This is a genomic window from Dolomitihabitans soli (genome assembly GCF_022213955.1).
In the GTDB taxonomy this organism is placed as follows: Bacteria; Actinomycetota; Actinomycetes; order Streptosporangiales; family Streptosporangiaceae; genus Streptosporangium_A; species Streptosporangium_A soli.
The window spans coordinates 194,454-217,405 of sequence record NZ_JAKNTW010000023.1 but is presented as its reverse complement, the minus strand read 5'-3'; the positions used below and the strand labels follow the sequence as shown (position 1 = coordinate 217,405).

The following is a 22,952-nucleotide window of genomic DNA, read 5'->3' as shown; positions in this document are numbered from 1 at the left end:
CACACGCGCTTGTCGTGTGAGGAACACACTGACAGTGGTGACAACCGCATCTGGCTCGCCCTCCGCGTCCCGGCTAGCGTCGAGGTCATGACGAAACGCTTCGCCGCTTTAGCCCTCGGCACTGCGCTTCTGGCCGCGTCGCTGCCGGCGGCTCCGGCGCACGCAGACGGCTCGCACAGTTGTTTCTTCGGCGACCGCGCCCAGGACGAGGACGGCTACACGCTGACCGCCTGGTCCTGTACCGGAACGGGCTACTCAGCCGTGACAGTCACCATCGTCTCCGGCGCCGCCGCGGGGGTGTACACCTGCCGCACGGCCTTCCCGTGGAACGGCACCCTGTCAGGGTCAGGCTGCCATATCTCCTGACGCCCGGATGTCTCGACCGGAAACGGCGGTAAGCGAAGCGCCTATAGCTGAAACTTGTCGTCCGTCTATGCGTAGCGTCCCGCCGAGCGCTAACTGCTCAGGTCGGGCCATCGGTATGACGGGAGGAAACGGCTGGGCGGATAGGGCGCGAAGCCCTGTCGAGCCCAAGGCGTGCAACAGACGAAGGGGACCCCTGGGAGCCGGCCCGTCAAGGCCGGCGATCCAAGGATCCCCTTGTCATCGGTGGAGGTGGCGGGAATCGAACCCGCGTCCTTCAACCCCAGGTCAGGGCTTCTCCGGGCGCAGCCTGCTGTGCTTTTCTCAGCCCCGGCAATCACGCAGGCGTGTCGCCGACGGGCTCAGTCACTGTTTGATTTCCCTCTCGTCCCCGTGACCGAGACGATCGGTTTAGCCTCCTAGCGATGCCGGCGTCGGACCGGAGGCGCTCCCGGGCCGGCAGAGGTTAACTCGCTGCTTAGGCGGCGAGGCCCAGGCGAGCCTGGGTTACCTCAGAGTGCGTCTTATTGGCACTTATTGTTTTGCGGTCACAGTATTAACGAGGTTATGTCCGCCGTCCTCGGCCCGCTTCCCACTGACTTGCAAGGTCAAAGTCGAAACCAGTCACCCCCTGTGCAGTTATCAACCCGCCCGGCGCCCCTGGAGGCTCCGCGCGTACTCTGAAGATACCCTTCACAACACCCCGTACGCCAACTCAATTCCCATCCCTCGCCCACGTCCCCACGAAGGATGTACGGCGACGCCCACTCTCGGCCACTCGCCGCAGCCCGCGAGCCCCTGTGGGCCCACGCTTACCGGGCGCCCCAGCCGATCGCCGTTACGGCCGGCTCCTCAGCCATGTCCGCTGGTCAAACCCGTGGTCGCCGCCGACCGCCCACACCTGACGGCTCCCGTGATGAGGAACCCGGGTGGGATGCGACCGTCTGGCGCGAGGAGTTCATGGACTGTCTGGAGACGCCCGGACAAAAGCTGCCGTAAAGGCAGGCCGAGGTGGGAACGCGGGGACCAGAGGACGTCGTTGGGGGTCGAAGCGTTGCGGTGCTCGCTGGGGGCGCTGGAGGCAGGGCCGGAGTGTCAGTGAAGGTCAGGAACCGTAGGTGGTCGAAGCGTTGCGGTGCTCGCTGGGGGCGCTGGAGGAGCGCCGGTCCACGGACGTCGGCCGGCGGCGGCGCGCGGAGCCGGCCTGGCTTGCCGTACGGACACCTGCCGCGACACAGCCGACGCAAAGACAGCCAGCACGGGTCGGCGTTGCCCCGGGAGCGCGGCACGGACGCACGCGCTCCCGGGGCCGACCGGCAGGGTCGCGCCGGTCCGGACGACAGGGCTTCCCCCGAGATGAAGCCCTGTCGTATCACGGCGACTGAGCCCGCAACCCCCCAAGCGGCGCCCAGTCAATTAGTAAGACGCTCGCGCGCATCCCGTTGGTTGCTTTAAGTGATGAAAGTTTGCGGAGAGTCACGAAGTGACGTGGGACGCGTGGAAGAACCGGCTGGCGATGGCGGCCGGATCCGTCCCCTCGGCGAGCACGGCGACCGCCACGTCACCCTGCCATCCGATGAACCAGGAGCGGTTGTCGCTGGTGGCGGAGGTGATGCCGTAGACGGGGGCGCCGGTGGCGTTGGCGGTGCGGGCGGTGCCCGACGTCACGCCGGCGCGCATGAGGGACCTGAGGGCGCTGATCCGCTTGGGGTCGAGCTTGATGGGGTCGGGCTGCGCGGCGGGGACCACCTCGGCGGCGGGATCGGGGGACGCGGGCGCGGTCACCAGGAGCGGCGGATGCCAGGTGCCGGACCGCACGGCGCCCGCGACCAGGGCCATGCTGAGCGGGCTGACCTTGATGTTCTCGCCGACGATGGCCTTGGCCCTGGCGGCGTCGCTGGTCAGCCGCGGGATGCTGCCGCTGAAGGACTTGAGGGGAAGCTGCCAGGGGCTGCCGATGCCGAAACTGGCGGCGCTGGCGGCGAGCGAGGCCGCGTCCACCCGGCGGGCGAGCGCGGCCAGGGCGGTGACGCAGCCGTTGGCGAAGCTGTTCCTGAAGGTGGGGGTGCCGCCCGCGTTGAGGCCGGCCTGCTGGAACTCGGCGCCGCCCACACTGCGTTGCGGCGGGCAGGGCAGCTTCTGCTTCGGGCTGATGCCCGCCTTGAGCAGGGCGTCGGCGGCGATGACGGAGAAGGCGCTGCCCGCGGGGAACTTCCCGGCCAGCGCGTCCTTCTCCTGGTGCAGGTCCTTGGTGCTGACGGCGAGGATCTCGCCGGTGCCGGCCTTGACGGCGACCAGGGCCGCCGGATGGCTGGTGGTGACCGCGGTCTCGGCGGCGGTCTGGATTCGGGTGTCGATGGTGGTCTGCACGGACGCGTTGGCCCGGCCCGGCCACTTGGCGAGCTCGGCGACCTTGGTGTCGGTCTTGAGGTCGAGGGTGATCACCCGGGTGTCGGTGGCCCCGGTGAGCTGGTCCTGGTACGCCTTCTGCAGGCCGCCGAGACCGACGGAGTCACCGGCCCGCTGGGGGCCGCCGAGCTGCTGCTCGCTCTCCGGAGTGACGGCGCTGACCAGGCCGATGAGCTGGCGGGGCGCGTCGGGGGCGACCGGCTGCTCCTCGGTGACGATCTTGATGCCGTCGATGGCCTCGAGTTCCGCCTCAAGCTGGGCGAACTTCTTGCGGCCGAAGGTGACGAGCGGCACCACGGTGCTCGGCGGCGCGGACCTGATCCGGCTGAGCAGGCGGTCCTGGGCGAACCCCGTCACCTCGGCGAGCTGCTCGCAGAGCCGCTCCTTCTCCTCGTCGGTGAGCGTCGCCGGCGTGGCCGCCGCCACGTAGAGGGGAAGGGGGCGCTGCAACGGGTCGTTGTTACGGTCGAGCACCGGCTGACGCCCTTCGGAGGTCGCCTCCACGGCGAACCGCTGGCCCTGGCCGAGCTGCGGGTGGAGCACGCTCGGCGACCAGCGCACCAGCCACTGCCCGCCGACGAGGTGCAGCGGGAGCCTGCTGCGGTAGACCCACAGCGGGTTGTTCTCCCCCAGGTCCACCTCGGCCTGGAAGTCGGCGACGGTGCCCTCGCCCACCCGTCTGATGCCCTTGATGTCGAAGCGGAAGGAGGCCGCGTCGAGTTGCAGGCGGACGTCCTCCAGCGCCTTGGCCACGGCCTTCCGGTCGCCGTCCGTGCGGGAGGCCGCGGCCTCGTAGTCGCCGGACTGCCAGCCGACCAGAAAGTCGCGCACCGCGTCGTGCGCGGAGGGCTCCTCGAAGCACGCGGTCAGCATGGGGGCCGTCGCCGCGAGCGCGAGCGCCGCGGCGACGGTCTTCCTGCGGGGTACGGCTGCCGCCACCGTCATCTGTTCCTGTGCCGCACGACGCGCGCCATCTCCCGCTTGGCCTGCTTCTCCGCGAGGGTCTGCCGCTTGTCCCAGTCTTTCTTGCCCCGGGCCAGGCCGAGCTCCACCTTGGCCTTGCCGTCCTTGAAGTACAGGGACAGCGGAACGATGGTGAGCCCGCCCTCCTTGGTCTTGGCGGCGAGCTTGCCGATCTCCTTGCGGTGCAGGAGCAACTTCCGGGTACGGCGGGCGGAGTGGTTGGTCCAGGTGCCCTGGGTGTACTCGGGGATGTGGGCGTTGATCAGCCACGCCTCCCCGTCCTTGATCGTGGCATAACCATCCGCCAGCGAGGCCCTGCCCTCACGCAGGGACTTGACCTCCGTGCCCTGCAGCACCATGCCCGCCTCGAAGGTCTCCTCGATATGGAAGTCGTGGCGGGCACGCTTGTTCTGAGCGATGAACTTCCGCCCGGTCTCACGTGGCATGTCTTCGAGCCTACCGGCCCGTCTCACACCCTCAGGTAACGGCGAAGCGTGACGAACGAGGCGAGCAGACAGATCAGCACGCCCACGATCATCGTTAGTGTGATCACCGAGGCCAGGTCGTTCCAGCCGAGCTGCCCGCCGGGCAGATACGTCTGGACGCTGTCGAACAGGAAGACCTTGGCGATGATCAGCAGGCTCGCCGCGACGACACCGCCGACCAGGCCGGCGATCACGCCCTCCATCACGAACGGCAACTGGATGTAGAGGTTGGAGGCGCCGACCAGCCGCATGATGCCGGTCTCTCTGCGGCGGTTGTACGCCGACAGCCTGACCGTGTTACCGATCAGCAGGATGGCCGCGAAGACCAGGATGAACGCCACCACGAGGGCCGCCCAGCGCAACTTGTCCAGCAGGGAGAACCATCGCTCCAGGATCTCCTTCTGGTTGATCACGTTGGACACGCCGGGGGCGCCCTGGAGCGCCTTGATCACCGCGTCGTAGGTCTCGGGGTCCTTGAGCTTCACCCGGAAGGACTCGGGCATGTCCTCGACCTTGACCGCGTTGACCAGCACGCTGGTCGCGCCGTACTGAATCTTGAAGTTCTCGTAGGCGGCGGCCGAGTTCTCGAAGGAGACGTCTTGGACCTGCGGCAGCGCGCGGATCTGCCCCTCCAGGGCCTTCTTCTCCTGCGCGGTGACACCCCGGCTGTTCTTGCATGCCTCGAAGGGTGCGTCCTTGGAGCAGAGGAAGACCGACACCTCGACCTTGTCGGCCCAGAAGTCCTTCATGTTGGAGACCTGGGCGTTGATCATCAAACCGACACCCAGCAGTGCCATACCGATGGCGACCGTGACGACGACCGCGATGGTCATCGTCAGGTTACGGCGAAGGCCGATCCAGACCTCGGAGAAGATGAAGTTCGCCCGCATGCTCTTCCTGTAGCTCGCTCGATCCGGTCAGTACGCCTGGCCGTACACGCCGCGCGACTGATCGCGGACGATCTTGCCGTCCTCCAGCTCCACGACACGTTTGCGCATGGAGTCGACGATGGCGGCGTCGTGCGTGGCCATGACGACCGTGGTACCGGTCCTGTTGATGCGGTCGAGCACCTTCATGATGCCGATGCTCGTCGCAGGGTCGATGTTTCCGGTGGGCTCGTCGGCCAGAAGGATCATCGGCCGGTTGACGAACGCGCGGGCCATCGCGACCCGCTGCTGCTCGCCACCCGACAGCTCGTCCGGCATCCGGTGGGCTTTGCCCTCCAGACCGACCAGCTCGACGACCTCCGGCACCACCTTACGGATGAAGCGCCTGGGCTTGCCGATCACCTCTAGGGCGAACGCGACGTTCTCGTACACGTTCTTGTTGGGGAGCAGGCGGAAGTCCTGGAACACGCAGCCGATCCGGCGGCGCAAATGGGGGATCTTGAAGTTGGTCAGCCGGGAGAGGTCCTTGCCGGCGACGTGGATCGCACCGGAGTTGGGCCGCTCCTCCTTCAGGATCAGACGGAGGAAGGTCGACTTGCCGGAGCCCGAGGGCCCGACGAGAAACACGAACTCACCCTTGTCGACGTCAACGCTGACGTGGTCAAGGGCGGGCCGGTTCTGGTTCACGTAGACCTTGGAAACGTTATCGAAATGGATCACAGGCGCATCACGGCATGCCAGTCTAGGGGTTAGGACGGTCGCGGGGGTGGTAGACACCACTTCCCGCCGCTCGCCCGCCGGGAGCGCAGATCTTTACCGTTGATCGACGTTCCGGTTGGCCATGGCTCAGTCTAGGGGGAAGACTGACATGGAACGTCCATAACGGAAACAAAACGATTCCGTGCGCGACATCAGTACGGCAAAGCGGAGAGGAGCGCCCCATGAGCTGCGAACACCTGATCTGTGCACAGTGTGCCGGGCCAGTGGTCGAAGGTCGATGCCCGGTGTGCAGGGAGGGCAGGGCGAAGCTCCACGATCAGGAGCCGGGCGGCATCTCCCCCGCGCTGGTCCTGCTGATCCTGACCGTGTTGCTCTTCTTCACGCTGGCGCTGAAGCACCTCACGGGCGGCTAGGAGCCGTCGGTCTCCTGCCGGCGCATCCAGCGGATCTCGGCCTCGATGAACTCGTCGAGGTCGCCGTCGAGCACCGAGGTCGGGTTGCCCGCCTCCACGCCGGTGCGCAGGTCCTTCACGATCTGGTACGGGTGCAGCACGTAGTTGCGGATCTGGGTGCCCCAGGACGTCGTCGACTCCCCGCGCAGCTCCGACATCTTGGCCGCCTCCTCCTGGCGCTTGCGCTCCAGGAGCTTGGCCGACAGGACCGCCATCGCCGACGCCTTGTTCTGCAGCTGGGAACGCTCGTTCTGACAGGAGACGACGATCCCGGTGGGCAGGTGGGTCAGGCGCACCGCGGAGTCGGTGGTGTTCACGCCCTGGCCGCCGGGGCCGGAGGACCGGTAGACGTCGACCCGCAGATCGTCCTCGTTGATGTCGATGTGGTCGGTCTGCTCGACGACCGGCACGATGTCGACTCCGGCGAAGGAGGTCTGGCGGCGGCCCTGGTTGTCGAACGGGCTGATCCGGACGAGCCGGTGGGTGCCGTGCTCGCCGCGCAGCGTGCCGTACGCGTAGGGGGCCTTGACGGCGAACGTGGCCGATTTGATACCGGCCTCCTCGGCATAGGAGGTGTCGTAGACCTCCGTGCCGTAGCCTCTGCGCTCGGCCCACCTGACGTACATCCGCAGGAGCATCTGCGCCCAGTCGGCGGCGTCGACCCCTCCGGCCTGGGAGTTGATGGTGACCAGCGCCTCGCGCGCGTCGTATTCGCCCGCGAGGAGGGTGCGGACCTCCAGGGCGTTGACGTCGCGGCGCAGCGCGATCAGATCGCGGTCGGCCTCCTCGCGCGTGTCGGCGTCGTCCTCGGACTCCGCCAGCTCGAAGAGCACCGAGATGTCGGCGATCCGGGCGACCAGGCTCTCGACCCTGTTGAGCTCGGACTGCATGTGGGAGAGCTTGCTGGTGACCTTCTGCGCCTGGTCAGGGTCGTTCCAGAGATCGGGTGCGGCAGCCTGCTCCCCCAAGTCCGCGATCTGCTTTCGCATAGTCTCAAGGTCGAGCACGTCCTGAATGCCCTTCAGTGTGCCCGTGAGCTCGTTGATCTCTTCTGCCGGATCGATGACTGCCACGTTTATAAAGGGTACGCGACCGTCGGCCCCTGTCTGGTACCACCAGGCCTTAACATGGGCCCCCGACGGCGTGAATCGGGGAGGCGGGCGTGGACGCGAACGGGCGGCGGCGGGTCTTCGTGCCTGCTTTGAGCCTGATGATCGTGCTTTCCTCCTGTTCGGGCGCGGAGTCCGGTCCCGCCAGGTCGACTCCGATGGCCGCCACCGGTGCGGCCTCCCTGGCCACCTCCGCTCCCGCGGCCAAGGTCACCCGGGAGCAGGCCGGGCAGGCGTTGCGCCGCTACCTGATGACCGACGACGTGCTGCGCGCGGGCGGCGAGCTGCGGATGGCGCTGGAGATCGTCCGCGACGGCCAGACCCCGCTGTCCACCGCCGCCTACCGGTCCAGCGACCTGGAGCCCACCCGCTACACCTGGGGCGAGCCCACCCTGTTCGTGCCCCGGCTGGACCGCGCGCCGTACTGGTTCACGGCGGTCGTCGAGCGCCGCGAGGGCGACGAGACGCGGCAGGCCCTGCTGACCCTGGTCAAGGAGGACGACGAGGGGCACTGGCAGCTCAGCTTCGCCTCGTTGTTGTTCCCGGGCGCGGAACTGCCGGAGATCGCCCTCGACGCCGAGGGCTACGCGACCGCGCTCGCCACCCGTGACGAGCGCATCGCGATCAGCCCGCAGCTCATGGCCCCGTTGCACGCGACGGTGGCGGAGGAGGGCGCCAAGGGCTTCTCCGCCGCCCTGATCGCGCCCGGCGCGCACACGACCGGTTACTCCAGCGAGATCGCCGAGCGCCGGCGGCAGGCCAGGCACGACGGGCTCAACTACGACTCGATCTTCGGCGCGACCTCCTCACCGGTGTTCGGGCTGCGCACCCGCGACGGCGGCGGCCTGGTGCAGTACGCCCTGACCCGGACGACCACGCTGACGGCCAAGGTGCCGAGCGCCCCCTGGATCGAGGTGCCGAAGGCCGCCAGGTGGGCGGTCGGCGACTCGGCCGCGGTCGCCAAGGAGCTCCGCCTGGTGGAGACGCACCAGTACGCCAGCGTGGTGCCGAAGTCCGACTCCCGCCGGGCCGCCGACGTGATCGCCTTCGACGGTGCGGTCACCAGGGTCACCGGACGGTGACCCTGGTGCTCCCCGGCGCGCCTCGGCCCGGGGAGACGACCGCCTCAGCTGTCGCTGTGCGGCAGGTTGCTGGTGGCGACCAGCGTGCGGATCGCGCGCAGCGCCACCGACAGGGTCGCGAGGTCGAAGTGGTCGCTCTCCCAGATCTCCGACAGCGTCTGGCGTGACCGGGCCACGGCCGCGGAGTTCGCCTCCGACCAGCGGGCTAGCCGCTCCTCCGGCGGCACACCCGGCTCGCTGTGCGCGAGCACGTCCCTGGTCAGCGAGGCGTGCGCGGCGTAGAGGTCGTCCCGGAGCGCGCCCCTGGCCATCGAGTTCCACCGGTTGTCCCGGGGCAGCGCGATGACCCGCTCGCGCAGCCTGGACAGTTGCAGCCGGTCGGCCAGGTCGAAGTAGACCTCGGCGACCTCGGTCACCGGCCGCCCGGCCTGCGAAGCGACCTCGACCAGGTCGAAGGTGGAGTAGGCGGGCACCATCGCCGCGACCCGCTCCGCCAGCTCGTACGGCACGCCGCGGGCGGTGAACCAGTCACGGCGCTCCTCGAAGGCGGCCAGGTCGGGCCCGGCGAGCAGCTTGGGCAGGTGCGGGAGCAACCCGTTCATGCCCTTGGCGAAGAAGGTGACCGTCGAGGCCAGGTCGAGCGGCGGACGACGGTTGCCGAGCAGCCAGCGCGCGCCCCGCTCGGCGAGTTTGCGCCCTTCCAGCAGCATCGCGAGCTGGGTGGCGGTGTCCACCTTGTTGTCGAGCGCCTCGACCGCGCGCCAGTGGCTCCGCAGGCCGAAGACCTCCCAGGCGACCAGGTGAGCCCTCGCGATGTCGGTCGTGGACGCGCCGGTCTCCTCGCCGAACCTGAACATGAACGTGGTGCCGCTCGCGTTGACGAGCTCGTTGACCACGCAGGTGGTGATGATCTCGCGGCGCAGCGGGTGGGAGTCCATGTAGGCGCGCAGTCGCAGGCGCAGCGCCGAGGGGAAGTAGGACACCAGCCAGGAGGCGAGGTACGGGTCGTCGGGCAGGTCGGAGGCGAGCAGTTCGGCGTCGGCGACCAGTTTGGTGTAGGCCAGCAGCACCGAGAACTCCGGCGCGGTCAGGCCCAGACCCGACTGGCGGCGCTCGGCGAGCGTCTTGTCCGAGGGCAGGAACTCCAACTCCCGGTTGACCAGTCCGTCGCGCTCCAGTTTGCGCAGGTAGCGGGCGTGCACGTGGAGCATCTGCGGGGCCTGCGCGCGGGAGGCGGCGAGCACGGCGTTCTGCGCGTAGTTGTCGCGCAGCACCAGCTTGGACACCTCGTCGGTCATGTCCCTGAAGATCTGGTTGCGCTCCTGGTCGGTCAGCTCGCCGTCGCGGACGACCCGGTCGAGCAGGATCTTGATGTTCACCTCGTGGTCGGAGGTGTCCACGCCGGCCGAGTTGTCGATGAAGTCGGTGTTGATCAGCCCGCCGTTGAGCGCGAACTCGATCCTGGCGAGCTGGGTCAGGCCCAGGTTGCCGCCCTCGCCGACGACCCTGCACCGCAGGTCGGCGGCGTTGACCCGGAGCCCGTCGTTGGCCTTGTCGCCGACCTCGACGTGCGACTCCGCGGTCGACTTCACGTAGGTGCCGATGCCGCCGTTCCACAGCAGGTCCACCGGGGCGCGCAGGATCGCGCTGATCAGCTCGCTGGGCGGCAGCGCGTTGACGCCGTCCGCGATGCCGAGCGCGACGCGCATCGGCGGGGTGATCGGGATGGACTTGGCCGTGCGCGGCCACACCCCGCCGCCCGGGGAGATCAGCGACTCGTCGTAGTCGGCCCAGGAGCTGCGCGGCAGCGCGAACAGCCGGGTGCGCTCGGCGAAGGAGCGTTCGGCGTCGGGCGTGGGGTCCACGAACACGTGCCGGTGGTCGAAGGCGGCCACCAGCCGGATGTGCTGGGAGAGCAGCATGCCGTTGCCGAACACGTCGCCGGACATGTCGCCCACGCCGGCCACGGTGAAGTCGGTGGTCTGCACGTCGACGCCGATGGTCCTGAAGTGGTACTCCACCGACTCCCAGGCGCCCTTGGCGGTGATGCCCATGGCCTTGTGGTCGTAGCCGATGGATCCGCCGGAGGCGAAGGCGTCGCCCAGCCAGAAGCCGTACTCGGCGGCCACCTCGTTGGCGATGTCGGAGAAGGTCGCGGTGCCCTTGTCGGCGGCGACCACCAGGTAGGTGTCGTCCTCGTCGTGCCGTACGACGTCCGGCGGCGGCGCGACCTCGTTGTCGACCAGGTTGTCCGTGAGGTCGAGCAGGCCGGAGATGAACATGCGGTAGCAGGAGACGCCCTCGGCCAGGGTCTCCTCCCGCGTCCCCGAAACAGGCGGCTGCTTCACGACAAATCCGCCCTTGGACCCAGTGGGCACAATGACGGTATTTTTCACCATCTGGGCTTTGACCAGGCCGAGGATCTCCGTCCGGAAGTCCTCCATCCGGTCCGACCACCGCAACCCGCCGCGCGCGACCTTCCCGAAGCGCAGGTGCACCCCCTCGACCCGCGGCGAGTACACGAAGATTTCGAACTTCGGCCTCGGCAGCGGCAGCACGCTGATCGCGTTCGAGTCGAACTTCAACGCGAGGTACGGCTTGCGCTCCCCCGCGGCGTCCGTCTGGAAGTAGTTGGTCCGCAGGGTGGCCTCGATCATCTCCAGGTAGGCCCGCAGGATCCGGTCCTCGTCGAGGGAGGCCACCTCGTCGAGCGCGCCGAGGATCTCCTCCCGCAGCGCCTCGCCGAGTTCGAGCCGCACCTCGGCCGAGCGCCGGGGGTCCAGCCGCACCTCGAACAACCGCACCAGGAGCCGCGCCAGCCGTACGTTGCCCAGCAGCACGTTCTGCATGTAGCGCTGGCTGAAGGTCGAGCCCGCCTGCCGGAGATACTTCGCGTAGGCCCGCAGGACCGCCACCTGCTGCCAGGTCTGTCCCGCCTCCAGCACCAGGCTGTTGAATCCGTCGGCCTCGACGTCGCCGCGCCACAGGGCGAGGAACGCGTCCTGGAACAGCCGCTTGAAGTCCTCCCGGCCGACCTGCTCCGACGGGCTGTAGCGGAGGCCGAAGTCGTAGATCCAGGCGTTCTTCGTCTCGGGTATGTTGTCGCGATCGATCTCGTACGGCCGCTCGTCCACGACCTCGACGCCGAGCCGCTGGAGCAGCGGCAGGATGTGCGAGAGCGAGATCGGCTCGTTCAGACGGTAGATCTTGAGCCTGCGCTCGCCCTCGGTCGCGTCAGAGGGCTCGTAGAGGTCGATGCCGATGTCCTGGCTTCCCGAGGCCAGCCGCTCCAGCCTGCGCAGGTCGGCCACGGCCGTCCGGGGCGCGAAGTCGGCCTTGAACCCCTCGGGGAACGCCGCCAGGTAGCGGGCGATCAGTCCGGGAGCCTCGTCCGCCGCGCACAGCTCGGAGATCGCGTCGGACAGGTCGTCCTCCCAGGTCCTGGTGGTCGCGGCCAGCCGCGCCTCCAGTTCCTCCAGGTCCACGCTCGCGGCCGGCAGCGGCGTGCCCCGCTCGCCGCGGACCACGACGTGCAGCCTGGCCAGCGCCGACTCGCCGATCATGGCGCTGTAGTCGAGCGTGCTGCCGCCGAGCGCCTTGAGCAGGAGATCCTGCATGCGCCGGCGGACCTTGGTGGTGTACCTGTCGCGCGGGAGGTAGACCAGGCAGGAGATGTAGCGCCCGTAGTCGTCACGCCGCAGGAACACCTTGACCTGTTTACGCTCGCGCAGCCTGAGCACGCCCAGCGCGATGGGCACCAGCTCCTCGACGGAGATCTGGAACAGCTCGGCGCGCGGGAAGGTCTCCAGCGTCTCGATCAGGTCCTTGCCGTCGTGACTGTCGGGGGCCAGCCCGGTGCCCGCGAGCACCGCGCCCAGCTTGCGGCGCAGCACCGGGATCCGCGAGATCGACTCGCTGTACGCCACGTGGGTGAACAGGCCGAGGAAACGTCGCTCGCCGATCACCTCACCGTCGGCGGAGAAGACCTTCACGCCGACGTAGTCGAGGTAGGCGCGGCGGTGGACGGTCGCCCGGCTGTTGGCCTTGGTGATGATCAGCATCTGCTTCTCGCGCGCCTTGGCCCGCAGCTCGGCGGGCATCGAGGCGAAGCTGTCCGATCCCACCTTGTCCATCCGCAGGATGCCGAGCCCGGTCCCCGGTACGGCTCGCAGCGAATCGCCCTGTTCGCCGCTCTCCAGGCGGTACTCCCGGTAGCCGAGGAAGGTGAAGTGACCGTCCGCGAGCCAGCGCATCAGGTCGATGCTGTCCTCGACCTCGGCGGGTTCGAGCTCGGGCGGGTTGATCGACAGGTCTTCCGCGGCCTGCCCGGCCAGGGCCCGCATCTTCGCGAAGTCCTCCACCGCGTAGCGCACGTCGGCGAGCACCCGCTGGAGATCGTCCTCCAGCTGCTTCAGCACCGCGGGGTCGGACTGCCGGTCTATCTCGATGTGCGTCCACGACTCCGCCAGCAGCTGCCCGGTGACGTCGTCCTGGTCGGCGCCGAGCATCCTGCCCGTCAGGTCGCGGCGGACCCGCATCTGGGGGTGGATCACCAGCTGGGCGCCGAGCCCGTGCCGGTCGAGCTCCATGGTCATGGAGTCGATCAGGAACGGCATGTCGTCCGTGACGACCTCGACCACCGAGTGCGCCGGATCCCAGCCGTTCTCCTCCGGCGTCGGGGTGAAGGCCCGCACCAGCGCCCTGCCCTGGGGGCGGTGCCCGGCGAGCCGGCGGTGGGACATGGCCGGGCCGTACACGTCGACCGGGTCGCGGTTGAGCAGGTCCTCGGGCGCCACATGCCGGTAGTACAGCCTGAGGTAGGCGAGCGTCTCCGCCACGCTCACGTGCTCGCTTCCCGGCGCGCGCAATTCCGCGGCCGTCCGGAGCAGCTCGTCCTTCGCCTCTTCGAGCGGCATTGTCGCTCTCACTCCTTTGTGAGGGGTATCACGTTGTCAACGATCTCGGCCGTGGTCACAGCCAAGACCTCAGTTCCCACAGCAGGGGGTAGTAGTGCAGGAGCGCACGACCTCTCAGGTAAGGCGCCCCCGAAGATCCGCCGGTACCCGACTTCGTGCCGATCTGCCGCTCGACCATCTGGACGTGACGCATCCGCCACATCGCGGCGGTCTCGTCGTGGGTCAGCAAGGCTTCCGCCAGTCTCCACAGGTCGTCGTGCGATCGGCGGTCACGGGCCACGGTCAGCAGTGAGCCCATGATCTCCTGGTCGGAGACGTCGAGCCCGCGCTGGGAGAGGGCGGTGAGGTAAGCATCCCACAACGTGGGTTCCGACAGGCGTCTGCGCAGCCGGGCGACCTCCGCCTCACTGGCGCCCCTGACCCTGTCGAGATAGGCGGGGTCCTTCGCCCCCGACAGGAACTCCAGCTCGCGGAACTGCACCGACTGGAACCCGCTGGCCGGCGCGAGCAGCGAACGGAACGCGAGGAAGTCCTGGGGCGTCATCGTCTCCAGCACCTCGATCTGCGCGACCAGCACCCGCTCCACCGCGTGGACCCGGCCCAGGAGGTGCCCCGCCTGCCAGAGCTCGCCCGCGACCATCGCGTCCCTGGCCGCCTCCACCTCGTGCAGCAGCAGCTTGAACCAGAGCTCGTAGACCTGGTGGACGGTGATGAACAGCAGCTCGTCGGGCGCCTCCGACTGCGGTACCTGCTCGTCCAGCAACTGGGGCAGCCGGAGATACGCCCCGTAGGAGAGCCGAGCGCCCTCCTCGCCGAAACTTCGATGCGGAGGAACGGCACCCGCCGCCCGCTCTGGCACGGCATCCACCAAGATCCCCCCAATCCGCCCGATCGTCATTGACCGGACGTCGCATCGCCGTACCGATATCACCCGAAAACAGCCAGCGCGTCAACGTGGCGCCTCCATCCTCCCCCTACCCGCACCGTCCTCGATCCCCCGCCGCTCCGGGCGAGGGCGTCCCGGTAGGTGCCCGGGAGGTGATGGAGACGTGACCAACCAAGTGGCCCGGACGGGCGTCACATCTTGCGGAGTCATCGTCCCCCGGGGAGCCCGCTCATGTCGCTTGACCGTCGCACTTTCCTGCGCTCCACCGCCCTGGTCCCACTGGTCGCCGCCGCGGCGCCCAAGCCCGCCGACTGGAACGCCCTCGCCCGCGGTCTCGACGGCCGCCTCACCAGACCGGGCGACGCGACCTACGACACGGCCCGCCGCCTGTTCAACCCGCGGTTCGACACGGTACGGCCGGCCGGGATCGCCTACTGCGACAACGCCGGCGATGTCGCCGAGTGCGTCGCCTTCGCCCGCCGTACCGGCACCCGGCTCGCCGTGCGCTCGGGCGGGCACTCCTACGCGGGCTGGTCCACCGGGCCCGGCCTGGTCGTCGACGTCTCCCCGATGCGCTCGGTACGGCACGCGCAGGGCAGGGCCGTCGTCGGGGCGGGCGCCAAGCTGATCGACGTCTACGACCGGCTGGCGGCCGACGGGGTCAGCATCCCGGCCGGATCGTGCGCCACCGTCGGGGTGAGCGGCCTGGCCCTGGGCGGCGGCATCGGCGTGGTCGCCAGGAAGTACGGCCTGACCTGCGATGTGATGGAGTCCGTCCAGCTCGTCCTGGCCGACGGCAGACGGCTGACCTGCGACGCGAACCACCACCCCGACCTCTACTGGGCGTGCCGCGGCGGCGGAGGCGGCAACTTCGGGGTGGCGACGTCCTTCACCTTCCGCACCCACCCGGCCCGCGAGGTCACGGTCTTCTTCCTGCACTGGCCGTGGGCGCGCGCCGCCAAGGCCCTGGCCGCCTGGCAGCAGTGGGCCCCCACCGCCCCCGACGCCCTGTGGGCCAACCTCCACCTGACCAGGGACCGCTCCGGCCTGGACCTCCAGATCGGCGGCCTCTACCTCGGCGGCCGCACGGCCTGCGAGAACCTCCTCGACCGGCTCACCGACCGGATCGGCGCGCCGTCCCGCACGCACATCCGGGCCACGTCCTACCGCCAGGCCATGATGACCATGGCGGGCTGCTCGGGTCTCAAGGTGTCCCAGTGTCACCTGCCGGGTTCCCTCCCCGGCCGGACCCCCGACGGCCGCCTGTCCCGCGACACCTTCAGCGCCAAGTCGCACCTCGCCTACCGCCCGCTCGGCGCGCAGGGCATCGCCGCCCTGGTCGCCCAGGTGGCCAGGTCCGGTGAGCACTCCGTGCTCCTCGACGCCCTCGGCGGGGCGGTCGCCCGCGTCGCCCCCGGCGCCACCGCCTTCCCGCACCGCTCGGCCCTCTACAGCGTGCAGTACTACAACCACGGCACCCTCGCCTGGCTACGCGGCGCCCACACCGCGATGCGCCCCCACTTCGGCGACCACGCCTACGTCAACTACATCGACCCGGAGCTCTCCGGCTGGCGCACCGCCTACTACGGCGCCAACGCCACCCGCCTCTCCCGCGTCAAGTCGGCCTACGACCCGCAACGCCTCTTCCGCCTCCCCCAAGGCGCCTGAGACTCACTCCCGCTGGACGAAGTGTGCGAGGACCTCGGGGTTGGCCATCGCGTCCGGGTTGGCGGCCTGTTCGACCGGGGTGCCGAGGAGGATCTTGCGGACCGGGACCTCCAGCTTCTTGCCCGACAGCGTGCGGGGGATGCCGGGGACCTCCTGGATGAGGTCGGGGACGTGGCGGGGCGACAGCTCGGCGCGCAGGGCGCGGCGCAGGGCGTCGGCGAGGTCGTCGGTGAGGGGACGGCCGGGGGCCATGGCGACGTAGAGGAGCAGCCGGCCCTCCTGGCCGAGCCGGCCGGTGTCGATGACGAGGCTGTCGGCGATCTCCTCGAAGCGCTCGACCACGCGGTAGAACTCGCTGGTGCCCATCCGGACCCCGCCCCGGTTCAGCGTGGAGTCGGACCTGCCGTAGATCACGCAACTGCCGTCGGGCTCGATCTTGATCCAGTCACCGTGCCGCCAGATGCCGGGATACTCGGCGAAGTAGCTCTCGCGGTAGCGCTCCCCGGAGGGGTCGTTCCAGAACATGACCGGCATGGACGGCATGGGGGCGGTCACCACCAGTTCCCCGACCTCGCCGGTCACCGGCCGCCCCGCCGGATCGTACGACTCCACCTTGGCGCCCAGGCAGCGGCACGGGATCACCCCGGCGCGGATCGGCAGCAGCGGCACCGCGCCGACGAACCCGGTGCACACGTCGGTGCCGCCGGAGAACGAGCCGAGCTGCACGTCGCCCTTGACCTCGCGGTAGACCCATTCGAACCCCTCGGGCGGCAGCGGCGACCCGGTGGACCCCACCCCGCGCAGCTTCCCGAGCCCCGAGGGCCGCACCCCCGCCTTCATGGACGCGGTGATGTACGGCGCGCCTGTGCCGAAGTAGGTCACCTCCTCCTCGGCCACCACCCGCCACAGCGCGTCGGTCTCAGGATGGGCGGCGCTGCCGTCGTAGAGCACCACGGTCGAGCCGACCAGCAGGCCGCCGATCAGGAAGTTCCACATCATCCAGCCGGTGGTGGTGTACCAGAAGAAGACGTCGCCCTCGCCGAGGTCCTGGTGGAAGCTGAGCGCCTTGAGATGTTCGAGCACCACGCCGCCGTGGCCGTGCACGATCGGCTTGGGCAGGCCGGTGGTGCCGCTGGAGTAGAGGACCCAGAGCGGGTGGTCGAAGGGGACCGGCTCGAAGGCGATCGGCTCGAACTCCGAACGCAGCCCCTGCCAGCCGATCACCTCTGTGCCGCCGCCGGGGATCCCCTGGCCCAGGCGGGGGATCCAGACGGTGGCGCGCAGGCTCGGCAGCTTGGCGGCGATGTCACGGACCGCCTGGGTACGGTCGAAGGTCTTGCCGCCGTAGCGGTAGCCGTCGACGGCGATGAGCACCTTGGGCTCGATCTGGGTGAACCTGTCGGTGACGCTCGGCGCGCCGAAGTCGGGCGAGCAGGAGGACCAGATCGCGCCCAGCGAGGCCGTGGCGAGGAAGGCGATCAGCGCCTCGGGGATGTTCGGCACGTACGCGGCCACCCGGTCGCCGACGCCGACGCCGAGCCGGGCGAGCCCGGCGCGGACCCTGGCGACCTCCTCGTGCAGCTCGGCGTAGGTGAGGGTGCGGCGGTCGCCGGCCTCGTCGCGGAAGACGACCGCGACCGTGTCCGGCTGGGAGATCGACCGGCGCAGGGCGTTGGCCGCGTAGTTGACGGTCGAACCGGCGAACCACCTCGTCTCCGGCATCTCCCCGGTGAGGACGGGGCCGTCGGCGCGCTCCCCCACCACCTCGAAGTAGTCCCAGACGGACGTCCAGAACTCGGCCGGGCTGTCCACCGACCACTGCCACAGCTCGTCGTATCCGCCGGTCCGGCCGACCGTGGCCGCGTAACGGGTGATCCTCGCCGCCGCGACGACCTCGTCGGTGGGCTCCCAGAGCAGTGCGCCTTCCTCAGCCATGTGTCCCATCCTGTCGCCGGGCCGGTCGAAAGTCATCATCGCCGGCTACACATCGGGCAGGCTCCGCAGGTGGTCGACCGCCATACGCGCGGCCGTACCGATCACCGCGTCGGCTCTCGGCTGGTTCATGGCCGTGCTGAAGGAGCGGGTGAACACCGCGACGGCGTATCGGCCGCCGTCCGGATACTCCACGACGCCCGCCTCGGCGCGGAGCGTCGGCAGGGTGCCGGTCTTGCCGCTGACCGACACGTCGTCGTAGGGGAACCCGGAGGCCAGCCTGTGCGGCCACACCTGGAGCCCGAGCAGGCCGCGCATCCACGCGCAGGACTCCGCGCCGGCCGCCTCGTCCCGCCAGATCATGCCGAGCAGCCGGGCCGTCTCCCTGGGCGTGCTCCGGTTGGCCAGGGCGGGGTCGAGGACCCTCAGCCGAGCGATCATGTCGGGGTCGGTGACCGACGACTCTCCGCCGGTGTCCTCGCGCATGGTGGCGAGGATCTGCCGGCAGTCCTGCGTGACCCGGGTCTGCACCAGGCCGAACCCGGCGAGCATCGCGTTGACCGCGTCCAGCCCCACCTTCGCCACCAGCGCGTCGGCGGAGCTGTTGTCGCTCACCGCGATCATCAGGTAGGCGAGGTCGCGGAGCGAGATGGTGACCTCGTCGCGCATCGCGGAGATGCCGGTGGGGCCGAAGACCCGATCGGCGGGCGACACGGTCACCCGCTCCGCCGGGTCGAGCCGTCCCGCGTCGGCCTGCCTGCCGACCTCCACGAGCAGCGGCAGCTTGAACACCGACGCGGTCGGCACCGGCTCGTCGGAGCCGAACCCGACCTCCGTGCCCGAGTCGATGTCGAGCGCGTGCAACCGGCCCGTGACTCCGGCCGCCCGGAACAACCCGCCCAGATCGAACGCCGTCATGTCAGGAATCCCGTCGCCGGCCGTGGCCTGACCCTGCGTGCCGGGGCCATGCCCTCCTCGGTCATCCCCGCATTCTCCCGCAGGATCCGCGCCGCCACCTCGGCGAACCCCGTCACCTCCGGAGTCGGGACCCGCCACGCGGTCGAGGCCCGCCACGCCAGCGGTGAGCCGAGCAGCGGCCGCCAGCGCACCCCGGGCATCCCCACCGGCGCGCCCAGTGCCACCGCCGACCCCGCCACCACCAGGCCGAGCGTGATCCCGTGGTGGATCTCGGCCGGCACGAACCCATGGCGCCGGCACTCCGTGACGGTCTCCGCGTACAACCCCGGTTCACCGTCCCTGGGAAACAGCAGCAACTCCCGCCCCGCCAGATCAGCCAGATGTACGGCGGAGCCCGCCGCCAGGGGATCGTTCTCGGGCAGCAGCACCCCCGGCGTCTGGACCAGTGTCTCGCCGAAGTAGACGCCGGGAGCCGTCACCGGGTGACGCACGATGCCGACGTCGATCGTGCCCTCGGCCAGCGCGCCCACCTGGTCGGCGGTCCAGAGCTCGGAGAAGGTCAGCCGCACGTCGGGGTTGGTCTCGCGGAACCCGGCGACCAGTGCGGCGATCACCGCCGCGCCCAGATCGGGCGGGACGCCGGCTCTCAGCGCCCCGGTCGCGCCGTGCCGTACCAGTTCCTTCAGCCGGTCGACCCGGGCCACGATCTCGCGGGCCTCGCCGAGCAGCAGCAGGCCGGCCTCGGTCAGCCGGACCTGCCGGGAGGACCTGTCGAACAGCCGCACGCCCAGCTCCTGCTCCAGCCGCTTGATCCGCTGGCTGAGCGGTGGCTGGGCCATGCCGAGCCGGATCGCGGCGTTGCCGAAGTGGCGTTCTTCGGCGACCACGGTGAAGTAGTACAGGTGCCGGACAAGGTCCATGAACAGGAATTATATCCAGATATATATGGGATCTAGGTTGATATCTATATTGGACATAGTTCCCTGGCCTCTGCTCTCCTCATCTCGACAGAGGGGGCAGAAGATGCACGACCAGCTCGACCATCTGAAACCGGAGGCGCCCACCCGACGGCGACCGCGACGGCGACGGCGCGGCGTGCTCATCGCCGCCGCGCTGGTCCCGGTCGTGGTGGCCGGCGGCGCGATCTGGCTGCTGCGCACCCAGGGCTCGGCCGAGCAGAGCGCGGCCGACTACCTCGCCGCATGGACCAGGCAAGACTATTCGGCGATGCGCGGGCTGGTGGCCACCCCGCCGGCCGACTTCGACCGCTGGCACCGGCGCTTCCGCGACGGCCTCAAGCTCACCGCCGCCGAGTTCACGCCCGGAGACGCCCGCGACGACGTCGTGAGCTTCACCGCCAAGCTGGACGGCCCGGTCGACTGGACCTACCAGGGCGAACTCCGCATGGTCGAGCACGAGCGCGACTGGCGGGTGTCGTGGAGCCCGGCCGCCATCCATCCCGACCTGCGCAAGGGCAGAGAACTCCGGCTCGTCAGCGAGAAGCCCGAACCGGCCCCGATCACCGCGGCCGGCGGCACCCGGATCGACACCCCCGACACGCCCGGCTCGGTGCAGCAACTCGTCGAGGGCCTGCGCAAGACGTACGGCGCGCGGCTGAACGGCACCGCGTCCGCCAAGGTGGTGCTGGCGGCGGGCGAGAAGGTGATCTCGACCGAGGCGTCCGCCGACCGCGAGGAGGGCGAGCCGCTGGCCACCACGATCGACCTGCGCGTGCACCGGGCGGGCGCGGCCGCCCTTGAGGACGTCGACAAGCCGGCCTCCCTGGTCGCGCTTCGGCCGTCCACCGGAGAGATCCTGGCGGCCGTCAACAAGCCGGGCGGGTTCAACCGCGCCCTGCTCGGAACCTACCCGCCGGGCTCGACGTTCAAGGTGGTGACCGCCTCGGCGCTGGTCGCCGACGGCGTGCGACCGGACGCCTCGGTGGACTGCCCCGCCGAGCAGAACATCGGCGGCTTCCCCTTCCACAACGCGCAGTTCCACGACTACGGGACCCTGCCGTTCAGGGACGCCTTCGCCCACTCCTGCAACACGACGTTCGGCGCGATGGCCGTGGACCGGCTCGGCGGCGACCGGCTCGCCGAGGTGTCGGCCAGTTTCGGCTTCGGCGCCCCCATCACCCCGGGCGTGCCCGCCGTACGGGCCGCGTTCCCCGATCCCAGGGACGACACCGACCTCGCCTCGGCGGCGATCGGCCAGGGCCGGGTGCTCGCCAGCCCGCTGAACATGGCCACGGTCGCCGCCGCCGTCGCCGACGGCGCCTGGCGTCCGCCCCGCTTCGTCGACGAGCGGCTTCTCCCATCCGGCGGCGCCGCCCCCCGCACCCTGGAACCCGCCGTGCTCCGCGCCCTGCGCACGCTGATGCCCGCCGTCGTCACCGACGGCACCGCGAACGCCGTGGCCTTCCCGTCCGGTTCGGCGGGGAAGACCGGAACCGCGGAGTACGGCTCGGGCAAGGAACCCCCGTCGCACTCCTGGTTCATCGGCTACCGGGGCGACCTGGCCTTCGCCGTCGTCGTCGAGGGCGGCGGCGCGGGTTCGGCCGTGGCCGCGCCGGTCGCCGCCCGTTTCCTCAAGGGCCTGTGACCGGCGACGGGACGGTGGGGGGTGGGATCAGGCCGGCGGACACCAGCCTGATCCCCCCGCCCTGCAGCGCCGACGAAGGGCGTGGATGACCGGCCGGGGTGTCAGGCGGGCTTGCCGCCGGTGAGCTGGGTGATCGCGCCCACCACCTCGGAGGCGTAGGAGAGGTCGCGCAGGACGATGTCGGCGCCGGCCTCGCGCAGTTCGGCCTCGGTGGAGCGGCCGGAGGCGACGGCGATCATGCCGGCCCCGCCGATCCGGGCGGCCTGGACGTCACGGGCGGAGTCGCCGATCAGCACCGTGTCGGCGGCGGAGAAGGCGTGGCCGTACTTCTGCTTGGCCCTCCCCTGCGCCACCTGCAGGAGGGTCGCCTTGGGGTAGACCTCCTCGCCGTAGCCGCCCACCTCGAAGTCGATCCACTTCTCCAGGCCGAACGCGCCGAGCTTGATGACCGCGTTGCCCTTGATCGTGCCGGTGAGCACCGTCTGGACGACCCCGTCGAGGCGGGCGACGGCCTTGAGCGCGTCCTTGGCGCCCGGCATCGGCCTGCCCTCCTTGCCGATCCGCTTCCGGTGCGCGGCGAAGGCGGTAACCAGCTCGTCGATGAACCTCGGCAGGTGGTCGTCCTCGGAGGGGATGCCGTTGATGGCCAGCGTCTCGAAGATGATCTCGGAGTCGGGACGGCCCATCGCGGGCACGAGCTTGACCAGTGGTCGCCCGGTGACCTGCCGGAACGCCTCGGCGTACGCGGCGCGGGTGATGATCGTGACGTCGACGAGGGTCAGGTCGACGTTCCAGAGAACGAGGCGGTTGATCGTGGCCTCCGGGTCCGGGGGGCGGCAGTGGGGGGAGTAGGGAGGCGCGGGACATGCACAGCGTACGGCGGGCGGCGGCGTCGGTCGCGCCACCCGCGGCTATCGGTCAGGCGTGCTCCAGAGCCGCGGCGAGCGTGTCCACCACCGGGAGGCCCTGGGCGTGCAGTTCCGACCTCCTGGTCATACCACCGGTGTAGAGGACGGCACGGGCGCCGACGTGCTTGGCCGCGTTGGCGTCGTCGATGCTGTCCCCGATCACCAGCACCTGGCCGGGGTCCAGGCCCAGCGCCGCGATGTGCGCGGCCATGTGCTCGGCCTTGTGCCCGCCGGACGCGCTGCGCAGGCCGTCGATCCTGCTGAAGTGGCCGTCGATGCCGTACTCCGTCACCTTGGGCACCAGCCGGTCGTGCGCCCACATGGACAGCAGCGACTGGCTGCCCCCGGCGGACTCCCACGCCGACAGGCTCGTACGGCAGTCCGCCGCGAGCCCGCAGACGAGCATCAGCCGGTGATAGTGCTCGTGGAAGCCGACGTCGAGCAGTTCCCACTCCCCGTCACGCAACGCCCGTCCCAGCAGCCGCTCGTAGGCGACCCAGATGGGCCGGGTGTAGACCTCGCGGAAGGCGTCGGCCGTCAGCTCGCCCAGCCCGTAGGGCTTGAACACCTCGTTCGTCGCTCCGACCACGGCGTCGATGTCGTGAAAGAGCGTTCCATTCCAGTCCCAGACAATGTGCTTCATATGAGAT

The 22,952-nt window shown here is 69.9% G+C and carries 17 protein-coding genes and 1 other RNA gene; 5 read left to right on the top strand and 13 right to left on the bottom strand.

Annotated features, from left to right (window positions below; all coding sequences use genetic code 11):
* The first annotated feature begins 87 nt into the window (after positions 1-87).
* A complete protein-coding gene (locus MBA17_RS35115) occupies positions 88-366 on the top strand; it encodes a hypothetical protein (RefSeq protein WP_238501721.1) in 279 nt (92 codons plus the stop codon).
* Between the two features lie 241 nt (positions 367-607).
* On the opposite strand, the gene ssrA is transcribed toward MBA17_RS35115, so the two are convergent.
* The 5 genes from ssrA to ftsE form a co-directional block, all read right to left on the bottom strand.
* Positions 608-995, bottom strand: a transfer-messenger RNA (tmRNA) gene (ssrA, locus tag MBA17_RS35110).
* Between the two features lie 844 nt (positions 996-1,839).
* Positions 1,840-3,717, bottom strand: a complete 1,878-nt coding sequence (locus MBA17_RS35105; RefSeq protein WP_238501720.1) for a penicillin-binding transpeptidase domain-containing protein — start codon at positions 3,715-3,717, stop codon at positions 1,840-1,842.
* Positions 3,714-4,181, bottom strand: a complete 468-nt coding sequence (gene smpB / locus MBA17_RS35100; RefSeq protein ID WP_238501719.1) for an SsrA-binding protein SmpB — start codon at positions 4,179-4,181, stop codon at positions 3,714-3,716. Before smpB ends, MBA17_RS35105 begins: the two co-directional genes overlap by 4 nt.
* A gap of 23 nt (positions 4,182-4,204) precedes the next feature.
* Entirely contained in the window at positions 4,205-5,110 is a 906-nt protein-coding gene (gene ftsX / locus MBA17_RS35095; protein ID WP_238501717.1) for a permease-like cell division protein FtsX, read from the bottom strand.
* Positions 5,111-5,137: 27 nt separating this feature from the next.
* Entirely contained in the window at positions 5,138-5,827 is a 690-nt protein-coding gene (gene ftsE, locus MBA17_RS35090) for a cell division ATP-binding protein FtsE (RefSeq protein ID WP_238501715.1), read from the bottom strand.
* Positions 5,828-6,048: 221 nt separating this feature from the next.
* On the opposite strand from ftsE, the gene MBA17_RS35085 reads away from it, so the two are divergent.
* A complete protein-coding gene (locus MBA17_RS35085) occupies positions 6,049-6,240 on the top strand; it encodes a hypothetical protein (protein ID WP_238501713.1) in 192 nt (63 codons plus the stop codon).
* Here the strand turns inward: MBA17_RS35085 and prfB are convergent.
* Positions 6,237-7,352, bottom strand: a complete 1,116-nt coding sequence (prfB, locus tag MBA17_RS35080) for a peptide chain release factor 2 (RefSeq protein ID WP_238501711.1) — start codon at positions 7,350-7,352, stop codon at positions 6,237-6,239. The two genes, MBA17_RS35085 and prfB, sit on opposite strands and share 4 nt — an antisense overlap.
* 89 nt (positions 7,353-7,441) lie before the next feature.
* Here prfB and MBA17_RS35075 point away from each other — a divergent pair, with 89 nt between their 5' ends.
* The gene (locus MBA17_RS35075) at positions 7,442-8,470 is read left to right on the top strand and encodes a DUF8094 domain-containing protein (protein WP_238501710.1); all 1,029 of its coding nucleotides are present in this window, start codon (positions 7,442-7,444) and stop codon (positions 8,468-8,470) included.
* Between the two features lie 44 nt (positions 8,471-8,514).
* Here the strand turns inward: MBA17_RS35075 and MBA17_RS35070 are convergent, their stop codons facing one another.
* Both MBA17_RS35070 and MBA17_RS35065 read right to left on the bottom strand, forming a co-directional pair.
* A complete protein-coding gene (locus MBA17_RS35070) occupies positions 8,515-13,386 on the bottom strand; it encodes an NAD-glutamate dehydrogenase (protein WP_238501708.1) in 4,872 nt (1,623 codons plus the stop codon).
* A gap of 55 nt (positions 13,387-13,441) precedes the next feature.
* Positions 13,442-14,254, bottom strand: a complete 813-nt coding sequence (locus MBA17_RS35065; RefSeq protein WP_238501706.1) for a tryptophan 2,3-dioxygenase — start codon at positions 14,252-14,254, stop codon at positions 13,442-13,444.
* Positions 14,255-14,503: 249 nt separating this feature from the next.
* Between MBA17_RS35065 and MBA17_RS35060 the strand changes: the two genes are divergently transcribed.
* Positions 14,504-15,940, top strand: a complete 1,437-nt coding sequence (locus MBA17_RS35060) for an FAD-binding oxidoreductase (RefSeq protein ID WP_238501704.1) — start codon at positions 14,504-14,506, stop codon at positions 15,938-15,940.
* Between the two features lie 3 nt (positions 15,941-15,943).
* Here the strand turns inward: MBA17_RS35060 and MBA17_RS35055 are convergent, their stop codons facing one another.
* The 3 genes from MBA17_RS35055 to MBA17_RS35045 are packed head-to-tail and all read right to left on the bottom strand — an operon-like array spanning position 15,944 to position 19,710.
* On the bottom strand, positions 15,944-17,875 hold the full coding sequence (locus tag MBA17_RS35055) for an acetoacetate--CoA ligase (protein WP_238501703.1): 1,932 nt from the start codon (positions 17,873-17,875) through the stop codon (positions 15,944-15,946).
* A gap of 45 nt (positions 17,876-17,920) precedes the next feature.
* Positions 17,921-18,790, bottom strand: coding sequence for a serine hydrolase (locus tag MBA17_RS35050; protein WP_238501702.1), 870 nt, complete (start codon positions 18,788-18,790; stop codon positions 17,921-17,923).
* The gene (locus MBA17_RS35045; protein WP_238501701.1) at positions 18,787-19,710 is read right to left on the bottom strand and encodes a LysR family transcriptional regulator; all 924 of its coding nucleotides are present in this window, start codon (positions 19,708-19,710) and stop codon (positions 18,787-18,789) included. Before MBA17_RS35045 ends, MBA17_RS35050 begins: the two co-directional genes overlap by 4 nt.
* A 103-nt stretch (positions 19,711-19,813) precedes the next feature.
* On the opposite strand from MBA17_RS35045, the gene MBA17_RS35040 reads away from it, so the two are divergent.
* A complete protein-coding gene (locus tag MBA17_RS35040) occupies positions 19,814-21,394 on the top strand; it encodes a penicillin-binding transpeptidase domain-containing protein (RefSeq protein WP_238501700.1) in 1,581 nt (526 codons plus the stop codon).
* Between the two features lie 101 nt (positions 21,395-21,495).
* Here the strand turns inward: MBA17_RS35040 and MBA17_RS35035 are convergent, their stop codons facing one another.
* Together MBA17_RS35035 and MBA17_RS35030 are read right to left on the bottom strand one after the other, a co-directional pair.
* Complete coding sequence (locus tag MBA17_RS35035) at positions 21,496-22,206, bottom strand: HAD family hydrolase (RefSeq protein ID WP_238501753.1); 711 nt, start codon at positions 22,204-22,206, stop codon at positions 21,496-21,498.
* 106 nt (positions 22,207-22,312) lie between these two features.
* On the bottom strand, positions 22,313-22,945 hold the full coding sequence (locus MBA17_RS35030) for an HAD family hydrolase (protein WP_238501699.1): 633 nt from the start codon (positions 22,943-22,945) through the stop codon (positions 22,313-22,315).
* Between the last annotated feature and the right edge of the window lie 7 nt (positions 22,946-22,952).

Excerpts from the sequence above, each read along its gene's own strand:
- MBA17_RS35115 (WP_238501721.1), top strand. The coding sequence starts at position 88 with ATGACGAAACGCTTCGCCGCTTTAGCCCTCGGCACTGCGCTTCTGGCC.
- MBA17_RS35105 (WP_238501720.1), bottom strand. The coding sequence starts at position 3,717 with ATGACGGTGGCGGCAGCCGTACCCCGCAGGAAGACCGTCGCCGCGGCG.
- smpB (WP_238501719.1), bottom strand. The coding sequence starts at position 4,181 with ATGCCACGTGAGACCGGGCGGAAGTTCATCGCTCAGAACAAGCGTGCC.
- ftsX (WP_238501717.1), bottom strand. The coding sequence starts at position 5,110 with ATGCGGGCGAACTTCATCTTCTCCGAGGTCTGGATCGGCCTTCGCCGT.
- MBA17_RS35085 (WP_238501713.1), top strand. The coding sequence starts at position 6,049 with ATGAGCTGCGAACACCTGATCTGTGCACAGTGTGCCGGGCCAGTGGTC.
- MBA17_RS35070 (WP_238501708.1), bottom strand. The coding sequence starts at position 13,386 with ATGCCGCTCGAAGAGGCGAAGGACGAGCTGCTCCGGACGGCCGCGGAA.
- MBA17_RS35060 (WP_238501704.1), top strand. The coding sequence starts at position 14,504 with ATGTCGCTTGACCGTCGCACTTTCCTGCGCTCCACCGCCCTGGTCCCA.
- MBA17_RS35055 (WP_238501703.1), bottom strand. The coding sequence starts at position 17,875 with ATGGCTGAGGAAGGCGCACTGCTCTGGGAGCCCACCGACGAGGTCGTC.
- MBA17_RS35050 (WP_238501702.1), bottom strand. The coding sequence starts at position 18,790 with ATGACGGCGTTCGATCTGGGCGGGTTGTTCCGGGCGGCCGGAGTCACG.
- MBA17_RS35045 (WP_238501701.1), bottom strand. The coding sequence starts at position 19,710 with ATGGACCTTGTCCGGCACCTGTACTACTTCACCGTGGTCGCCGAAGAA.
- MBA17_RS35040 (WP_238501700.1), top strand. The coding sequence starts at position 19,814 with ATGCACGACCAGCTCGACCATCTGAAACCGGAGGCGCCCACCCGACGG.
- MBA17_RS35030 (WP_238501699.1), bottom strand. The coding sequence starts at position 22,945 with ATGAAGCACATTGTCTGGGACTGGAATGGAACGCTCTTTCACGACATC.